11 protein-coding genes are annotated in these 16,090 nt (G+C 67.0%); 6 read left to right on the forward strand and 5 right to left on the reverse strand.

Annotated features, from left to right (window positions below):
* Nucleotides 1-3: 3 nt before the first annotated feature.
* Together G7Y50_RS04975 and rpoD are read right to left on the reverse strand one after the other, a co-directional pair.
* Nucleotides 4-2,436, reverse strand: coding sequence for a class I SAM-dependent methyltransferase (locus G7Y50_RS04975; protein WP_165054472.1), 2,433 nt, complete (start codon nt 2,434-2,436; stop codon nt 4-6).
* A gap of 157 nt (nt 2,437-2,593) precedes the next feature.
* On the reverse strand, nt 2,594-3,823 hold the full coding sequence (rpoD, locus tag G7Y50_RS04980) for an RNA polymerase sigma factor RpoD (protein WP_165054469.1): 1,230 nt from the start codon (nt 3,821-3,823) through the stop codon (nt 2,594-2,596).
* A gap of 454 nt (nt 3,824-4,277) precedes the next feature.
* Between rpoD and G7Y50_RS04985 the strand changes: the two genes are divergently transcribed.
* The 5 genes from G7Y50_RS04985 (at nt 4,278) to G7Y50_RS05005 (ending at nt 8,427) form a co-directional block, all read left to right on the forward strand.
* A complete protein-coding gene (locus G7Y50_RS04985) occupies nt 4,278-4,673 on the forward strand; it encodes a hypothetical protein (protein WP_165056954.1) in 396 nt (131 codons plus the stop codon).
* Nucleotides 4,674-5,170: 497 nt separating this feature from the next.
* The gene (locus G7Y50_RS04990; RefSeq protein ID WP_165054463.1) at nt 5,171-5,725 is read left to right on the forward strand and encodes a hypothetical protein; all 555 of its coding nucleotides are present in this window, start codon (nt 5,171-5,173) and stop codon (nt 5,723-5,725) included.
* Nucleotides 5,726-5,729: 4 nt separating this feature from the next.
* Complete coding sequence (locus tag G7Y50_RS04995) at nt 5,730-7,085, forward strand: hypothetical protein (RefSeq protein WP_165054460.1); 1,356 nt, start codon at nt 5,730-5,732, stop codon at nt 7,083-7,085.
* Nucleotides 7,086-7,419: 334 nt separating this feature from the next.
* Entirely contained in the window at nt 7,420-7,728 is a 309-nt protein-coding gene (locus G7Y50_RS05000; protein WP_165054457.1) for a hypothetical protein, read from the forward strand.
* 87 nt (nt 7,729-7,815) lie between these two features.
* On the forward strand, nt 7,816-8,427 hold the full coding sequence (locus G7Y50_RS05005) for a molecular chaperone (protein WP_165054454.1): 612 nt from the start codon (nt 7,816-7,818) through the stop codon (nt 8,425-8,427).
* A gap of 341 nt (nt 8,428-8,768) precedes the next feature.
* Here the strand turns inward: G7Y50_RS05005 and priA are convergent, their stop codons facing one another.
* From priA to metK, 3 genes are all read right to left on the reverse strand, one after another.
* A complete protein-coding gene (gene priA / locus G7Y50_RS05010) occupies nt 8,769-11,303 on the reverse strand; it encodes a primosomal protein N' (RefSeq protein WP_165056962.1) in 2,535 nt (844 codons plus the stop codon).
* A 55-nt stretch (nt 11,304-11,358) separates the two neighbouring features.
* The gene (locus tag G7Y50_RS05015; RefSeq protein ID WP_165055583.1) at nt 11,359-13,602 is read right to left on the reverse strand and encodes an ATP-binding protein; all 2,244 of its coding nucleotides are present in this window, start codon (nt 13,600-13,602) and stop codon (nt 11,359-11,361) included.
* A 170-nt stretch (nt 13,603-13,772) separates the two neighbouring features.
* Nucleotides 13,773-15,035: a methionine adenosyltransferase gene (gene metK, locus G7Y50_RS05020; RefSeq protein ID WP_165055587.1), complete on the reverse strand. Its 1,263-nt coding sequence runs from the start codon at nt 15,033-15,035 to the stop codon at nt 13,773-13,775.
* Between the two features lie 316 nt (nt 15,036-15,351).
* Between metK and G7Y50_RS05025 the strand changes: the two genes are divergently transcribed.
* Nucleotides 15,352-15,975 carry a TetR/AcrR family transcriptional regulator gene (locus tag G7Y50_RS05025; protein ID WP_165055591.1) on the forward strand — a complete coding sequence of 208 codons (624 nt, stop codon included), beginning with the start codon at nt 15,352-15,354 and terminating at the stop codon, nt 15,973-15,975.
* Nucleotides 15,976-16,090 lie beyond the last annotated feature (115 nt).

Consider the following 16,090-nt stretch of genomic DNA (forward strand, 5'->3'; position numbering starts at 1 on the left):
TCCCTAGCGCGTGCGCTCGGCGCGGCGCACCAGGTAGCACTGGTGGATGCGCGGATTGCGCTCGAAGTCGTGCGGGATGGTGTCGGCCGTCATGTCCTCGAGCTCGACGCCGTAGCGCTCGAGCTGCTCGCAGTCGGGCTTGAAGGTGCGCAGGTTGCACGAGAACACCGCGGCGCCCCCGCGCGCGAGCAGGCGCGACACGCCGATGAGCAGCTCCACGTGGTCGCGCTGCACGTCCCACGTGCGCTTCCCCATGGCCTTCGAGTTCGAGAACGTGGGCGGGTCCACGAAGATGAGGTCGAACTCCTCGCGCGCCCGCCGCGCCGCGTGGATCCACTCCATCACGTCGGCGCGCACGAAAGCGTGCTCGCGTCCCGCGAACCCGTTGAGCTCCATGTTGCGACGCGCCCAGTCGAGGTAGGTCTGCGAGAGGTCCACCGTGGTCGTCTCAGCCGCGCCACCCGCCGCCGCGTGCACCGTCGCCGTGCCCGTGTAGGCGAACAGGTTCAAGAAGCGCGCGCCGCGGGCCTCCTCGCCCACCATGCCGCGCGTGACGCGGTGGTCGAGGAAGATCCCCGTGTCGAGGTATCCCCCCAGGTCGATCTCGAACGTGAGGCCCGCCTCCTCGGTGTAGGCCACGTACGAGCGGCGATGCGCGCCCTGGTACTGCGAGCCGCCCTTCGAGCGCGTGCGCACCTTCGAGAACACGTGGTCGGGGCGCACGTCGAGCACCACCGGCACCACGGCGAGCACGTCATCGAAGCGGCGGCGGGCCACCTCGGCGTCAACCGAGGAGGGCGCCTGGTACTCCGCCACGTGCACGTAGGTCTTGCCCGCCGAGGCGCCCGCTCCCTCGTACACGTCGATGGCCACGTTGTAGTCGGGCAGGTCGGCGTCGTAGAGGCGATAGCACGAGATCCCCTCGCGCCGCGCCCACTTGCGCCGCTCGCGCGCCACCTTGCGCAGGCGGGCGGCGAACTGGGCGGCCTGCCCGTCGTTCACCTCCACCACGTGGTCAGCCCCGCCGTGGGCGTCGGGCAGCGTGATGCTCGCGAGCGCGCGCGGCGGCTGGTCGAACACCTCGAGCATGCCCTCGATGCGCCCCGCGCCCGTGACCTGGGTATACGTCGGCTCCACGCCGAAGCGCCCCGCGAACCCGCGCGTGCCCACCGCGGCGAACACCGAGCCTGCCGGCGCCCCCTTGGCAGCCGCCATGAAGGCCGCCTCCTCTGCGACGGCGCGGGCGTCGCCCTCGTCGCGGTCGATCGGCGCGGCGTTCACCACGAGCAGCGCCGGAGCAGCGGGCGCGGACGTCCCTTCGGCGGCCACATCGGGCAGCGCCTCAGCGGACGGCGCCGCGCCAAGCAGCGCCACATCAGACGGCGCCGTGCCGGGCAGCGCCGGGGCAGCGGGCGCGCCCGCCCCCTTGCCGACCACGCCCGCAAGGCGCCGCTCCACCGCCGCCGCGTCGTCGAGCGAGGCGGCCTCCACGCTCGCCACGGCGCGCAGCCCCGCGTTGCGCAGGTGGGCGCGCGCCCGCGCGATAGCCGGCGAGGACGTCGACAGCCCCACCACGCGCACGTGCGCCGGATCGGGGATGCCGCCCGGCCCCTCGGAGCTCGAGCCGGCGAGCAGCCGCTCCAGCCCGCGCTCGAGGCGCTCGTCGGCGCGTGCGAGCTCGTCGCTCCAGGCGGCGTCGTCGTGCTGCGCCCAGCCGTAGAAGCCCCAGCGCTCGCGCAAAAGCCCCGGCGCGGCGTCGGCGGCCATGCCCGCCGCCTCGCACACCGCGAACCCTGCGTCGCACGCCGGGTCGAGCACGCCCCAGCCCTCCGCGAGGCGCTCCGGCGCGCCCGCCGCCACGAGCATCCCCGCCGCGCGCGCGCAGGCGAGCGGCGCGTCCTCCCCGTCGCGGCCGTCGAAGTAGGCGCGGTGGTAGAGCGACGCGCCCGCCAGGTCGACCGAGATCGTGGCGCGGCGGTCGCGCACGCGCACGTCCACGAGCAGGTCGGCGTCGTGCGGGCTCACGTTCGGCCGCTCGCCGGTCCGCGCGCGCAAACGGTCGCACAGAGCGTCCTTCACCTTGAGCGCCGTGAACTGGGTGTTGCGCAGCTCGGCGTTCGTGCCGAAGGCGCGCACGGCCACGCTCGCGCCCGGCGCCAGCACGTCCTCCCACGCCAGGTTGTAAACGCCCGCATACAGAAGCTCGGCGTCACCTGCGTTCACGCGGCCCACCACCGCCGTCACGCGTGAGGCCACGCGTGACCACAAGCACACGCGCTCGGCGTCGATGGGGCGTCCGAGGAAGGCCGCGCCGCCCTTGAGCGGGCGGATGCTGCGCACGCGCAGCGTCCTCAGCTCGTCGGCCAGAGCTGCCTCGAAGCCCGCCAGGCAGCTGGCGAAGAACTCGATTTGATTGTCGCGATCGCGGACCGCCATGTGTCTCCCACCTCGTGTCGTACGTTCTGCAAAGTCGCCCTCACAGGGAGGGACCCCGCCTTTGCCGCCCAGCTCGCGGGTCTCCCCGTCGGGCGGCAGAGGCGGGGTCCCTGCCCTGCCGAAGCGCCATGAGCCGAAACCGGCTGACCTTGGCGCGCTAGTCCTCCAGATAGTCCTTCAGCTTCGAAGAGCGCGAGGGATGGCGCAGCTTCGCGAGCGTCTTGCTCTCGATCTGGCGGATGCGCTCGCGCGTCACGCCGAACTCGCGCCCGACCTCCTCGAGCGTGCGCGGGTGCCCGTCCTCGAGACCGAAGCGCAGAGAGATCACCTTGCGCTCGCGCTCGGCCAGGCCGTCGAGCACCTTGCCGAGCTGCTCCTGGAGCATGGAGAAGGACGCGGCGTCAGGCGGCACCACGGCGGCGTCGTCCTCGATGAAGTCGCCGAGCTGGGAGTCCTCCTCCTCGCCGATGGGCGTCTCCAGGCTGACGGGCTCCTGCGAGATCTTCTGGATCTCGCGCACGCGCTCGGCGGGAAGCCCCATCTCCTTGCCGATCTCCTCGGGGGTTGGCTCGCGCCCGAGCTCCTGCAGAAGCTGGCGCTGGATGCGCACGAGCTTGTTGATCGTCTCGACCATGTGCACGGGGATGCGGATGGTGCGCGCCTGGTCGGCGATGGCGCGCGTGATGGCCTGGCGGATCCACCACGTGGCGTACGTGGAGAACTTGAAGCCCTTCGTGTAGTCGAACTTCTCGACCGCGCGGATGAGGCCCAGGTTACCCTCCTGGATCAGGTCCAGGAACAGCATGCCGCGGCCCACGTAGCGCTTGGCGATGGAGACCACCAGGCGCAGGTTCGCCTCGATGAGCTGCTGCTTCGCGTCAAGGCCCACCTGCTCGATGCGCGAGAGGCGGCGCTTCTCGCGACGGTCGAGCTCTTTGCCCTCGTCCTCGGCGCGCTCAAGCTCCTCGGTGGCGGCCACGCCGGCCTCGATCTTCATCGCAAGGTCGATCTCCTCGGCTGCGGTGAGCAGCGGGACCTTGCCGATCTCCTTCAGGTACATGCGCACCGGGTCGCCCGTGAGCATGGTGACGTTGGCATCGGCCGTGCGCTTGCGCACCCTCGACTTCGCGCGCGCGCTCACCTTCGGCAGCGCCGGCGCGTCCATGGTGGCCTTGAGCTCCTCCTCGGGGATGCCCTCGAGCAGGTCCTCCTCAGATTCGACTCCCACTTCGAGCTTGTCGTCGGCAAGGCTGTCGGCATGGCTCTCGATCGCCTCGGTTGCGGGGGGCTCGATATCCGCAACGTCCTCGTCCTCGATGACTTCTTCGACGACGTCCTCGGCGACCTTGGTTTCTTGCGTAGATTTCTTCGATGAGGCCTTTGCCACGCGATCTTCCTTTCTACGAAGGGCGCCCTATGGGCATAGCTTCGCCATTATGGGCGCAAAGATTCAGCAAATTAGGATACACCTCCCAGCGCCCAAGTTCAAGGCCCATCCCGCCGGCGGCTCAAAACGGGCAGCATCGACCTTCTCGCGGCACTGAGTTTGATTGGAGCTATTAAAATCGCATGTCTAATTGCTATTCTCTAAAAAGACGGCTCTCTTTTAAGCAGAAATTCTATCGTAACCGCACGCCTCACCATTCTCGCACCCCGGAGGAGCGACATATCGACAGCCGAGGACGCAGGCAGGTTCGTAGGCGAGAGTACTGCGGCCTCACGCCGCACATTCTCCACCAATAAGTAGGCGACCCTGCTTATAGGCGCGACGCCGACACCTTCTCAGACCTCATCGACGGGAGCGCGACCGAGGACGCCAACGGGCGAGGCTAAGCGGTATAATGGCCTGCATGGACGCCAAGGGGAAGATAATCATAGCAGCCGGCTCTAACGTCTGGCAGCACGAGATGGATACGGCCCGGGCGCTCGCCGGGGCGGGGCGCACTGTGGAGTTCGTTCGCAGGAGCGAGGAAAAGCGCACCACGTCGGCGGACGTGCTCATGGACGGCGAGCTGTGGGAGATGAAGGCCCCGAAATCCGACAAGGCTCGACGCGTCATCCGGACGCTGAGGGACGCCCTGCACCAGTCGCGAAACGTCATCTTCGACTCGCGAAGGATGAGCAAGGTTCCCGATGCCCAAATCGAGCATGAGCTGAGGAAGGGGGCGCGCGAGCTGCGGAGCCTTCGTCATCTCGTTTTCGTGAACCGCAAGGGAAAAGTCATTGACATCAAGTGATTCCGCGGTAATATAGGATTCAGCAAAGCGCCCGAACGGGATGTATTGTCCTCACCTCCGGCGCTTTCTCTATGCCCTCAGCCGACCCTGTACCCAAGGGCCTAATTGAGTTCCTCTTGCCGTGCCACTCATGTGCATCTGATATCCGAGTTCGTTTTCAAGAACCACGAAGAACCCGACTCTGTACAGCCTGATCAATGCAGAAAAAAGAGCTGAGACGAGAACCTTCGCTCTAAAGATTTTGGTCGCGGGGGCAGGAGTTGAACCAACGACCTCCGGGGTGGTGGGACTTCCCCATCGGCGAGGATGATCCGCTGTATCGGGGGCTTGAAACCATCTAGCCAAAATAGACAGCAACGCACGTACGGGATCAGACAACGCTTGGCCCCGTCCTTCTCGCCGAACGCAGATGTCAACAGCGGGTTGACCTAAGCAAATATACTCGCGCCTTATAATTGGCATCATCAGCAAACGGCTATTCTCAGCGAGGTCCAACTATGGGCGAGTACGTAAAAAAGAAGAAGGACATGATCTTCCAAAGCGGAGACTCCCTGCAGCAGGTCGTCAACGTTGTCAACGAGGCGGGCGCCGCCCTCAACGACAAAGGGCGCACGATTCGTGAGAGCTCCATCCCTGAGGTGCTCGCCGGCGCACTAGGTGCGGGCATCGGTGGTGTTGGATCGTTCGCCGCGCTGTACGGGCTCGGCACAGTCGGGCTTTCAGCCGCCGGCATTACATCGGGTCTTGCGGCCGCAGGCGGCCTGGTGGGCGGCGGAATGGTGGCCGGCGTATTCGTCCTGGCAGCACCTGTAGCCGCTCTTGCTGCAGCAGGCGTCGGCATCGCCTCCCATCTCAAGAGCAAGCAGCTCAAACAGGAGAAGGAGCGGCTCTACAAGGCCGCCCTAGAAAAGCACCAGGCTATCATTCAGACCCTCAAGGACGAGGTCGACGCAAGCAAGGAGCGCATGGACTACCTGCAGAGCCTGAACGTCCTGCTCGAGCGCGCCGTGCGGGACCTGCGCCAAGACCTCGGCATCGACGACGCGGCATAGCAAAATGGAAGACGAGAAGCGCATCAGCAAGGTCCTCGCCTATCAGGCAAAGCTGCTTGACGAGATTGAGGTACCCGATTCAAGCAGAATCGAAGACCGCATCGCGGCGAGCGAGAGGCTTCTCAGCGAGCTCGGATACGCGCTTCCACCAAACGTAACGCATGCCACCTCGACGCAGCGAGCAATTCTCCGCGTGCCTTCGTGGGACGACCTTTGCGCTGAAGCGGAACGAGCCATCAGCTACGAAGTGGAGATCGAGGACCTCTTCACGACAGAGGAGCTCACGGAAAATGCCCTTGTCGTACGAAGGCTCAACTTCGAGTACAACCAAATCCACAGGCTGGACAAGTTCGATGTTGCAATAGCCGTCGCCGCAGGGCTGTTGGCCGGAGCCGTGGACATCCTGCTTGTTGGCATCCCGCAGAAGACGCCCGACGGGCTTAAAGCTGGGCCGCTTTCCAACTACATTCGCGATGCGTTTGACCGTAGGTTCCCGCCTGAAGAAATGGAGAAGCTGGCCAACTCGAAGGTCAGCAAGGTCCCGTTTGACGCGCAGGACAACCGCAACACTACCGAGTGGGTCGAAGGGCTATCTGCCTACTACCACAGGCTGCTGTCCCTCGGGCATGACCCCCTGCTCGGTTTCGTGTTCGGTGTAGCCGACATCCTCACAGGAAGGATGACCACCATAGACAAGGCCGGCAAGGTCGTCTCGCAGGTCATGGAGAACTATGCAGACCGCACCGAGACAGACGTATTCGCTGCCCTGGCAAGGCAAGTGGCGCACCTCAAGTCCGACATGACGACATCGATGGGGTTGCCCGCACCCATGATGGGGCTGTTCAACCTCCTGCAGTTCGGCAGCATCGGCGAATACGAGCAGACAGTTGCCGAAATTGTGCAGGGTATGTACTACGAGGGCTACGACTTCATCCACTTCTGCTCGATGTCAGTGAGTGCGATGCTCATAGAGGTCGTCGTGCGGCTAGGCTATGCCATCAAGCGGGTCAAAGAGGGAGTCACCATCATGGATGCGATTCCCGTCAGCACGAATCACGAGAAGATGCCGAAGCTCGGAACGATGCTGTTCACCGCTCATTCCACCGCCACCGCCATCAATGCAGGCAAGGTGGTCTTCACGGAGAACCCCATGGCCATCAACTACCCTCAGTGGATCGCTTTTGCGAAGTACTCGTACCAACAGCTCAAGTGGGGTCTTGTAGCGAAGCCCGCCCTGCGAGACAGGTTTGTTCTCGACACCATTGGCTCAGAGCTGCAGGGCGTCTACGAGGACATCGACATTCTCTTCGAAGAAGTAGCAGACGGTCGCATCCTGATGCTCCCCGCATCCGCTAACTAGCTGATTAGCAGTTTCCCTGCAGTACTCGGCGGTGTGTTTCGCGGACGTGTTCGCCATTCTCTGCTTCTTTTTCTCGGCTCCATAAGGTTACTGGACTTCACGATTGAAGTCTCGCGATCTCGTGTCCGAAAAAAACGATACAGGTCACTCTATCTTATATGTCTCGAAAAGGCACTCGAGCTGTTCTCCGGAAATGCCGTTCGCATATCATGCGCCTTTCATTCCGCATCTTCGACGCGACAAACGTCGGCATCACCATGCAGGCTTCGGAATATAGCGCCCGCTCCCATGGTTTGAGGTAATAGGCGGCCTCGTCGTTCCGTTCTGCATTCTCGTGTTTGCGAAGAACCGCTGGCGAAAGGGGCTCGTCATCGCTGCATCCTCGCTTGTCATCGCAGGCGTGCTCTGCAAGCGCATCTGGCTTCTGCTTACGAGCTTCATCACGCCCAACATCGAGGGCGCCGCGGGAATCACCCTCGGAAACCAGGGCGTCATCGAGGGCACAGGCTCGATCTGGGGCCTCAGCGGGACCTACATGCCCACAGCCATAGAGCTCATCATCGTCATCGGCGTTCTATCCTTGGGAGTGCTGGCGTTCCTCGTGCTCTCGGACAAGTTCATCGTTCCCGACAAGAACGACTGAAACCGCAAGCGAAACCGCAAAGCACGCTGAAACAGCTGCTGAGGCGAATCGTCGAGCCGCAACCACACCGCAAAGGAGCATCACGTCATGGGGGAATCTTGGGCTGAAGCCTATGCGTTCATAGGAAACTCTCTGCTTGACACCATGCGCCATACGGGAACCGCGCCATTGGAGCCGACCTTTTGGGATAGGTTCTCCGAAATCGACGACGCTGGGGTACACAGCGCGCTCGAAGGCTGCGCAGCATGGTCTTCGCTCATGCAAGACTGCCCCGATCCCGTAACGTCTGCGTCGGCGGAATACACGAGACTATTCGTCGGGGCGCCGAAGCCATTGGCCCCGCCTTGGGAAACGTTCTATCGAGCCGACGGCACGACCGTCGGCTTCGGGCGGGCGACCCTTGACATGCAGCAACGCTTGCGTGACGCAGGGCTTAAGGTGTCGAACGAGAACAACCAGTACGCCGACCACATCGGAATCGAGCTGCTGTATCTGGGTGTGCTTTGCGAGCGTGCTAGCAAAGGGGATGCAGCGTCTGCCTCCGCCGCCGCATCCTTCACAAGCGAGCATCTGCTCCCTTGGCTGGTCAAGCTGCAAGCAAAGGTCGAAGCCGAGTTCCCCGGCGGCTATATCGCCTGCCTTCTCACGTTGGCAAAGGCGCTGGTGGAAGCTACAGCATCGTCCATGGCCTGCCGGTAGCGCCTTGAGCCCCTTGGGGCAAGATGGCCCCGACTTCTTCGCATCGCTGATCGACCTCGATGCGGTAACCGCACGCGATGGGCGATAGCGCATGCAGCCAGATCCTTCGACTACGCGCCCTGCGGGCGCTCCGCTCAGGATGACACAGGGGAGGGCACCCGAGCAGGCGCTCCGCTCAGGACATGAGGAAAGCAGCCGCTTACGGCGCTCTTCTCGAGTTGACACGGGTAGGGTGACGCCGCTACGGCGCGCGTATGCACAAAAGGGACACGCGTCAGAGGGCACCCGATCAGGCGCTCCTCTCAGAAAACGGAGTGGGGGCGACGTGATTTCGCAGCACGTTAGAGCAGGTCGTAGCAGTCGACGTCGACGGCTACGTTCACCTCGCGGTCGGCCTTGCGGGCGCGGACGAGGCGCGTGAGCACGGAGGCGAGGTCGTCCTCGCGGGGGCACTTCACCACCACGTGCCAGCGGTAGGTGCCGCGCAGCTTCGACAGCACGCAGGGGCTGGCGGGCAGCACCTGCCAGAGCTCCCCCGCCACGTTGAACACGAGCTTCTCCAGCTCGGCGTGCAGCTCCTCGGCCACGCGCCTGACCGCGGCCTCGTCGGCGCCCCACGCGAGCACGTTGGCCATGCGCACGTAGGGCGGGTACCCCAGCATGCGCCGCTTCGGCAGCTCGGCGCGCAGGAAGAGCGCGCGGTCGTACGTCGCCGCGGCGCGGATGGCGACCGAGGACGCCTCGTAGGTCTGCACGAGCACGCGCCCGGGCAGCTCCGCCCGGCCCGCGCGGCCCGCCACCTGCTCGATGAGGGCGAACGTGCGCTCGCCCGCGCGGTAGTCGGGCAGGTGCAGCTGCGTGTCGGCGTTGATCACGCCCACGAGCGTCACGTCGTCGAAGTCGAGCCCCTTCGCGATCATCTGCGTGCCGAGGAGCACCGCCGCGCCCGCGCCCGCGAACTGGTCGAGCAGGCGCTGGTGCGCGCCCTTCGCGCGCGTGGTGTCGGCGTCCATGCGGATGATGGGCACGCCCGGGCCCACGCCCGGCGCGTCGTCGAGCAGCGCGCGCAGCTCGGCCTCCACGCGCTGCGTGCCCGCGCCGAACTTCTTGAGGTACGGGCTCTTGCACGCGGGGCACGCAGGCGGCGCGGGCACGGCGTAGCCGCAGTGGTGGCACACGAGCTTCGCGCCCTGCTCGTGGTACGTGAGCGACGTGGAGCAGCTCGGGCACTCGGGCACGAACCCGCAGTCGCGGCACAGCAGGAACTTCGCGAACCCGCGCTGGTTCAGCAGGAGCACCGCCTTGCGGCCCGCGCGCAGCTCGTCTGAGAGCGCCTGGGCGAGGCGGCGCGAGAACATGGAGCGCGAGCCGGCGTGGAACTCGGCCGCCATGTCGATCACCTCGACGGCGGGAAGGGGGCGACCGTTCGCGCGCTCGGGAAGCGACACCTGCGTCCAGCGCTCGTCGGTTGCCGCCGCGTGCAGCGCCTCGATGGAGGGCGTGGCCGAGCCGAGCACGAGCGCGCCGCCCGAGCGCCGCACCATCCACGCCGCCACGTCGCGCGCCACGTAGCGCGGGGCGCTGTCCTGCTTGTAGGAGCCCTCGTGCTCCTCGTCGATCACGATGAGCCCCACGTCAGCCAGCGGCGTGAACAGCGCGCTGCGGGCGCCCACCACCACGCGCGCCTGGCCGCTTCGGATGAAGTCCCACTGGTCGAAGCGCTCGCCCTGGCTCATGCGCGAGTGCATGACGGCCACGGCGTCGCCGAAGCGCCCGCGGAAGCGCGCCACCGTCTGCGGCGTGAGCGAGATCTCGGGCACGAGCACGATGGCGTTGCGCCCTTCGCGCAGCACCGCCTCGATGGCCTGCAGGTACACCTCGGTCTTGCCCGAGCCCGTCACGCCGTCGACGAGCACCACCTCGCCGCGGGCCGCCGCGCGCGCGTCCTCGACGGCCCGCAGCGCCGACGCCTGCCCCGCCGTCAGGGGCGGCTTCGCCGACGGCGTGAAGCCGGGTTGGGCGGGCGCGGCGGCGCGGGACGCACCGTCGGGTGCCCCAGCGGGTGCGGCGCCCGCGCGTCCCGCGGCGGCTGCCATGCCCGCACGCCCCGCACCCGCGCCCGCGGTGCCTGCGGTGCCCACGCGTCCCGCAGCCCCGCCCGCGCCTGCGACCCCGCGCATGCGGCGGCGGCGCTCGACGCGCACGACGCCCTTCTCCTCGAGCGTGCGCACGGCCGATGACACGCTGCCGAACTCGAGGGCGAGCTCGGCCATGCGCACGTCGCCGCGGCGCACGGCCTCGATGACCTGCACCTGCTTGACGGCGTTCTTGCGCGGGACGAAGCCCTCGGCGGCCGGGCCGAGCGTCACCCAGCGGTCGTCGACCTCGCCGACCGTCGGTTGCTCGAGCCGCCAGCTCCCGTCGCGCCCGTGCACGAGGCGCGGCACGCCGCCGGGCGGCGTGAACAGGCGCACGCACGCTGAGAGCGGCGCCACGTAGCGCGCGGCCAAAAACTGCGCGCAGGCCGCGCCCTCCTCGTCGAAGAAGGGGGCGGTGAGCACGCGCTCGATCGGCTTGAGCTTGGCGACGCGGTCGCGCGCGAAGCCCGTCTGGGGGCTGGGCGCCTCGTACTGGGCGCCGAACCCGAAGTGCGCCTCGAAGGGCGCAGACGCGGCGAATGCACGAGGCGCACCGCCCGCGGCGGCCTCGTCGTCCTCGCGCACGCCGACCACGAACCCCACCGCGCGGCGCCGCCCGAACGGCACGAGGACCGCGCAGCCCACCTCGACGTCCCCCGACGTCTCGGCGACCGCGTAGGTGTAGGGCGCGTCGAGCGCCTGCGTGGGTATGTCCAGGATGACCGAAGCGAGTTTCATGGCACAAGAGTATAGCACCCCGGGAACCCTGGCGAAGGGGCGCGGGAAGCCGGGGCTAGGAGCTTTTCCGGATGCTCGCGAGCTTGGCGAGCAGGGTCTTGACGTCGATGGGCTTGGCGACGAAGTCGTCCATGCCGCTGGCGTCGGCGCGGTCCTGGTCCTCCTTGAAGGTGCTCGCCGTGCAGGCGATGATCCGCACGGTGCGCGCGTCGGGACGGTCGAGCGCGCGGATGGCCCGCGCGGCCTCGTAGCCGTCCATCACCGGCATGTGTGCGTCCATGAGGATCACGTCGATGTCGCCTGCGCCCGACGCGCCGAAGGCGGCCACGGCCTCCTCGCCGTTTGCGGCGACGCGCACGCCCATGCCCTCCTCCTCGAGGATGCTCACGAGGATCTCGGCGTTGAGCTCGTTGTCCTCCGCCACGAGCACTGAGAGCGCCCGCGTCGGCGCGGGTGCGGCCCCGGCGTCGGCGCCCGCGCTCGCGCCAGCGCCGGCATCGGCATCGGCATCAGCCGTTGCGCCCTGGCCCGCAGCCCCATCGCCGCCCGCGCCAGCAGCCGCCGCAGCGCCTGCCCCAACAGCCGCAGCGTCACCCGCGCGCACGTCGCCGCCCGCGCCCGCGGGCGCGACCTCGAGCGGGAGCACCACCTCGAAGCGGCTTCCTCGCCCCAGCTCGCTCTCCACCAGGATGTCGCCGCCCATCTGCTGGGCCAGCAGGTAGCTGATCGACATGCCGAGCCCCGTGCCCTTCTGCCCCTCCGTGGCGCTCGTCACCTCCTGGGAGAACGCGTCGAAGATGTGCGCGACGAATTCGCGGCTCATGCCGCAGCCCGTGTCGGCCACCGAGAAGCGCGTGGTGACCACATCGCCCGCGGGCGCGTCCTGCGCAACCGAGAACGAGATCACGCCGCCTGCGGGCGTGAACTTCGCCGCGTTCGAGATGATGTTCATCATGATCTGCTTGATGCGCACGGCGTCGCCCATGAGGCGCGGGCGTGCCACGTCGCGCGCGCATTCGAACGCGATCCCGCGGCCCTCGACGTTCTCGCGCTGCATCGCGCAGAGCTCGTCGACGAGCTCGTCTAAGTCGAACGTGCCGACCGACAGCTCGACCTTGCCCGCCTGCAGCTTCGACATGTCCAGGATGTCGTTCACGAGCGCGAGCAGGTAATGCGCCGTGCTGCCCATCTTCGCCACGTACCCGGCCATCTGCGCGCGATCGTCCAAGTGCCGCTCCATCAGGTGGTTCAGCCCGATGATGCCGTTTAAGGGCGTGCGGATCTCGTGGCTCATGCTCGAGAGGAAGTCAGCGCGGGCCTCGGCGCGGGCGTTCGCCTCCACGCTGCGGTGCAAAAAGCGGAACAAAAGCGCCATCATGACGCCGAGCGCACACACCACCACGACGAGCATGACCATGGTCATGATGACGAACCTGCTCGACCGCTCGTCGAACACGCTCTTGGGGACCGCCATCCCGAACGTCCAGCTGGTCCCCTCGATCGGCGCGAACGACAGCATGAGCTGCTCGCCTGAGGGCATCAAACACGTCGTGGCGAACGTCTCGCGCGCGCCCACGCGCGCGAGCACCGCGGATGCGTCCATGCCGTCGTCGAACTGCGCCCCGTCCATGACCTCGTAGAACGTCGACCCGCCGCCGCGTCCCAGGATGCGCCGCGCGTTCACGACGTAGAAGCCGTCCTCGCCGATGACGCTGCTGTAGCCGCGCCCGTCGAAGCTCTCGATGCGCATCTGGTTGCGCACGTCGCTGATGTCGCACACGCCGAGGAGCGCCGCGAAGCGCACGCCCTCGGCCGCGATGTCCTCGAGCTTGATGCCGTAGAGCAGCGCCTCGTCCTCGGCCTTGAGCACGCCGTCGCTCCCGTTGAGGCGCATGACGTAGCGGCTCGTTCCCGCGGGGAAGAAGTCCTCGTAGTCGTGCTCGCCCGGGTCGAGCACGCGCCCCGCGTTCGTGTAGAGCCGCCCCGCCTCGTCGAGGAGGAGCACCTCGTTGAACGCCTCAGACGCGGCGCTCTCCACGCGCAGGTAGTCCTGCAGGTCGGCGACGGTGCCGTACCCGTGCAGCTCGAAGCGGTTCTCCATGTCCTCGAGGCGGTCGAGCGAGATCTCGATGGACGCCTCGATCGACTCCACGTCATGCTGGGACACCTCGCCCATGCTGAGGAGCATGTTGTCGGCGACCACGCGGTTGAGCTGGGTGATGTACGCGCCGACGGCGGCGAGCGCCAGAGCGAGCGCGAGGACGATGGCGGCGATGTGTCTGAGCTTCGAGCTTTCCATAAACCTTACCGAAAAGATCAGCTTTACCGAAGTCCATTATAGCCGCAAACGACGGCCGCGAAAAGAAGGCGGGGCGGCCTCAAGCCGCCCCGCCAGGGACAACAGCGCAATCAGCGAGAGCGGCGGCGTCAGCAAAGGCGGAGCGGACGCGGCCTCTCGCCCCGCGCCCCCTACTCCAGGCCGCAGGCCGCGCGCAGCGCGCCGGTCTTCGTCGTGGCCTCCCAGGTGAACTCGGGCAGCTCGCGCCCGAAGTGCCCGTAAGCCGCCGTCTTGCGGTAGATGGGGCGGCGCAGCTTAAGCTCGTCGATGATGGCGCCCGGGCGCAGGTCGAACACCTCCGCCACCGCGCGCTCGATGGCGTCGGTCGGCACGTGCGCGGTGCCGAACGTCTCCACCATCACGCTCACCGGGCGCGCCACGCCGATGGCGTAGGCGATCTGCACCTCGCAGCGGTCGGCGAGCCCCGCGGCCACCACGTTCTTCGCCACCCAGCGTGCCGCGTAGGCGCCCGAGCGGTCCACCTTCGTGCAGTCCTTGCCGGAGAACGCGCCGCCGCCGTGGCGGCCCATGCCGCCGTAGGTGTCCACGATGATCTTGCGGCCCGTGAGGCCCGCGTCGCCCATGGGGCCGCCGATGACGAAGCGCCCAGTGGGGTTCACGTAGATCTCGGCGTCGTCGGCGAGCGCCACGCCCTCGGCCTCGAGCACCGGCGTGATGACCTGCGCGATGATGTCGGCGCGCAGCGCCTCGTGCTCCACGTCGTCAGAGTGCTGCGTGGAGACCACCACCTTCTCCACGCCTGTGGGCACGCCGTCGACGTAGCGCACGCTCACCTGGGTCTTGCCGTCGGGGCGCAGATACCCGAGCGTGCCGTCCTTGCGCACCTCGGTCAGGCGCTCGGCCAGACGATGCGCCAGGTAGATGGGCATCGGCATGAGCGTGGACGTCTCGTTGCAGGCGTAGCCGAACATCATGCCCTGGTCGCCCGCGCCGATGTTCTCGTACGGGTCGGACGCGGCGTCGGCGCCGTGCTGCACCTCCCACGACTCGTCGACGCCCTGCGCGATGTCGGGCGACTGGCCGTGGATGGAGTTCATCACGCCGCAGGTGTTGCCGTCGAAGCCGTACTTCGCGCGGTCGTAGCCGATGTCCGTAACCACCTCGCGCACGATGGCGGGCACGTCGACGTAGGCCTGCGTGCGGATCTCGCCGGTCACCATGACGGTGCCCGTGGTCACAAGCGTCTCGCAGGCGCAGCGCACCTGGCTCACGTCGGCTGGCTGGCCGTTCGGCGCCACGTAGCCCGCGCGCTCGAGCTCGGTCTCCTTCTCGAGGATGGCGTCGAGGATGGCGTCGGAGATCTGGTCGCAGATCTTGTCGGGATGCCCCTCGGTCACCGACTCGGACGTGAACAGGTAGTTTGATGTCGTCATGAAGTATTCCTCCTTCATCGATGCTGGCCGGACCACCTTGGCAGGCGCCAGGTTGGTGTCGGGATCACCAAGCCAACCCTCTCCCCCGACTCTGGATAAACGGATATGCGGCCCGCGCAGCGCAGCCGCAGAGCGCAGCCACGCGAAGCCAAACAGACAGTATACGCAAACACGTGCCTTGCGCAAGAACCATTGCGGAATAAGGCGCATCGAGCCCGCCGGCGAAGCGCGGCGAAGCGCGACGCGGACCGAAACGCGGCGTGGACAATATCGCATGTTGTGGTTTAATGGACAGATAGCAAGAAAGAGGGGACACATGGCACCGACAAGCACCTACCTAGGAACCGCGCCGACGCAGAAGGTCGACCGGCGCATCGTCAAGACGCGGAAGGCCATCCGCCAGGCATTCCTCAAGCTGCTCTCCGAGAAGGGGCTCGGCAAGATCACCGTGAGCGCGCTCGCCCGCGAGGCCGACATCGACCGCAAGACGTTCTACCTCCACTTCTCCTCCATCGACGACCTCATCGACCAGGAGGCCAACGTGCTCGTGGAGAAGGTGGCCCGCGCGATTTCGACGCCCGCCGCCGCAGACGCCGACGCCGCGCCGACGCTCAGCATGAAGCGCGTGCTCGTGGAGCTCGCGGCCGTGGTCGAGGAGGACATCGCGCTCTACCAGCACGTGATCTCGTCGATGTCCATCGACCAGATGGTCGAGGCGCTCAAGGAGCCCGTCCGCAAAGCCCTGATCGCCAGCATCGCCGACCGCGGCGCCGTTGACGAGCAGGGGCTCGACTACCTGCTGCACTTCTACATCGCGGGCACGCTGTCGGTGTTCATCCACTGGTTCACGGGCGACCGCAGCCTCCCCATCGAGCAGGTGGTCGACATCGTGGACCAGGCCACCCGGAGCCACGGCGTCGCGCTGACCACGAGGTCCTAGCGCCCCCAGCGCGACGCAGGGCAGGCAGGGCAGAAGGGACGCCGCCCCGAAAGGCCGCGCCCCGTTGCCCCGGCGCTGCCCCGGCGTGCTACACTTCACGTTACGCCCATTCCCA

Source organism: Adlercreutzia sp. ZJ176, from assembly GCF_011038975.1.
Lineage (GTDB): Bacteria > Actinomycetota > Coriobacteriia > Coriobacteriales > Eggerthellaceae > CAAEEV01.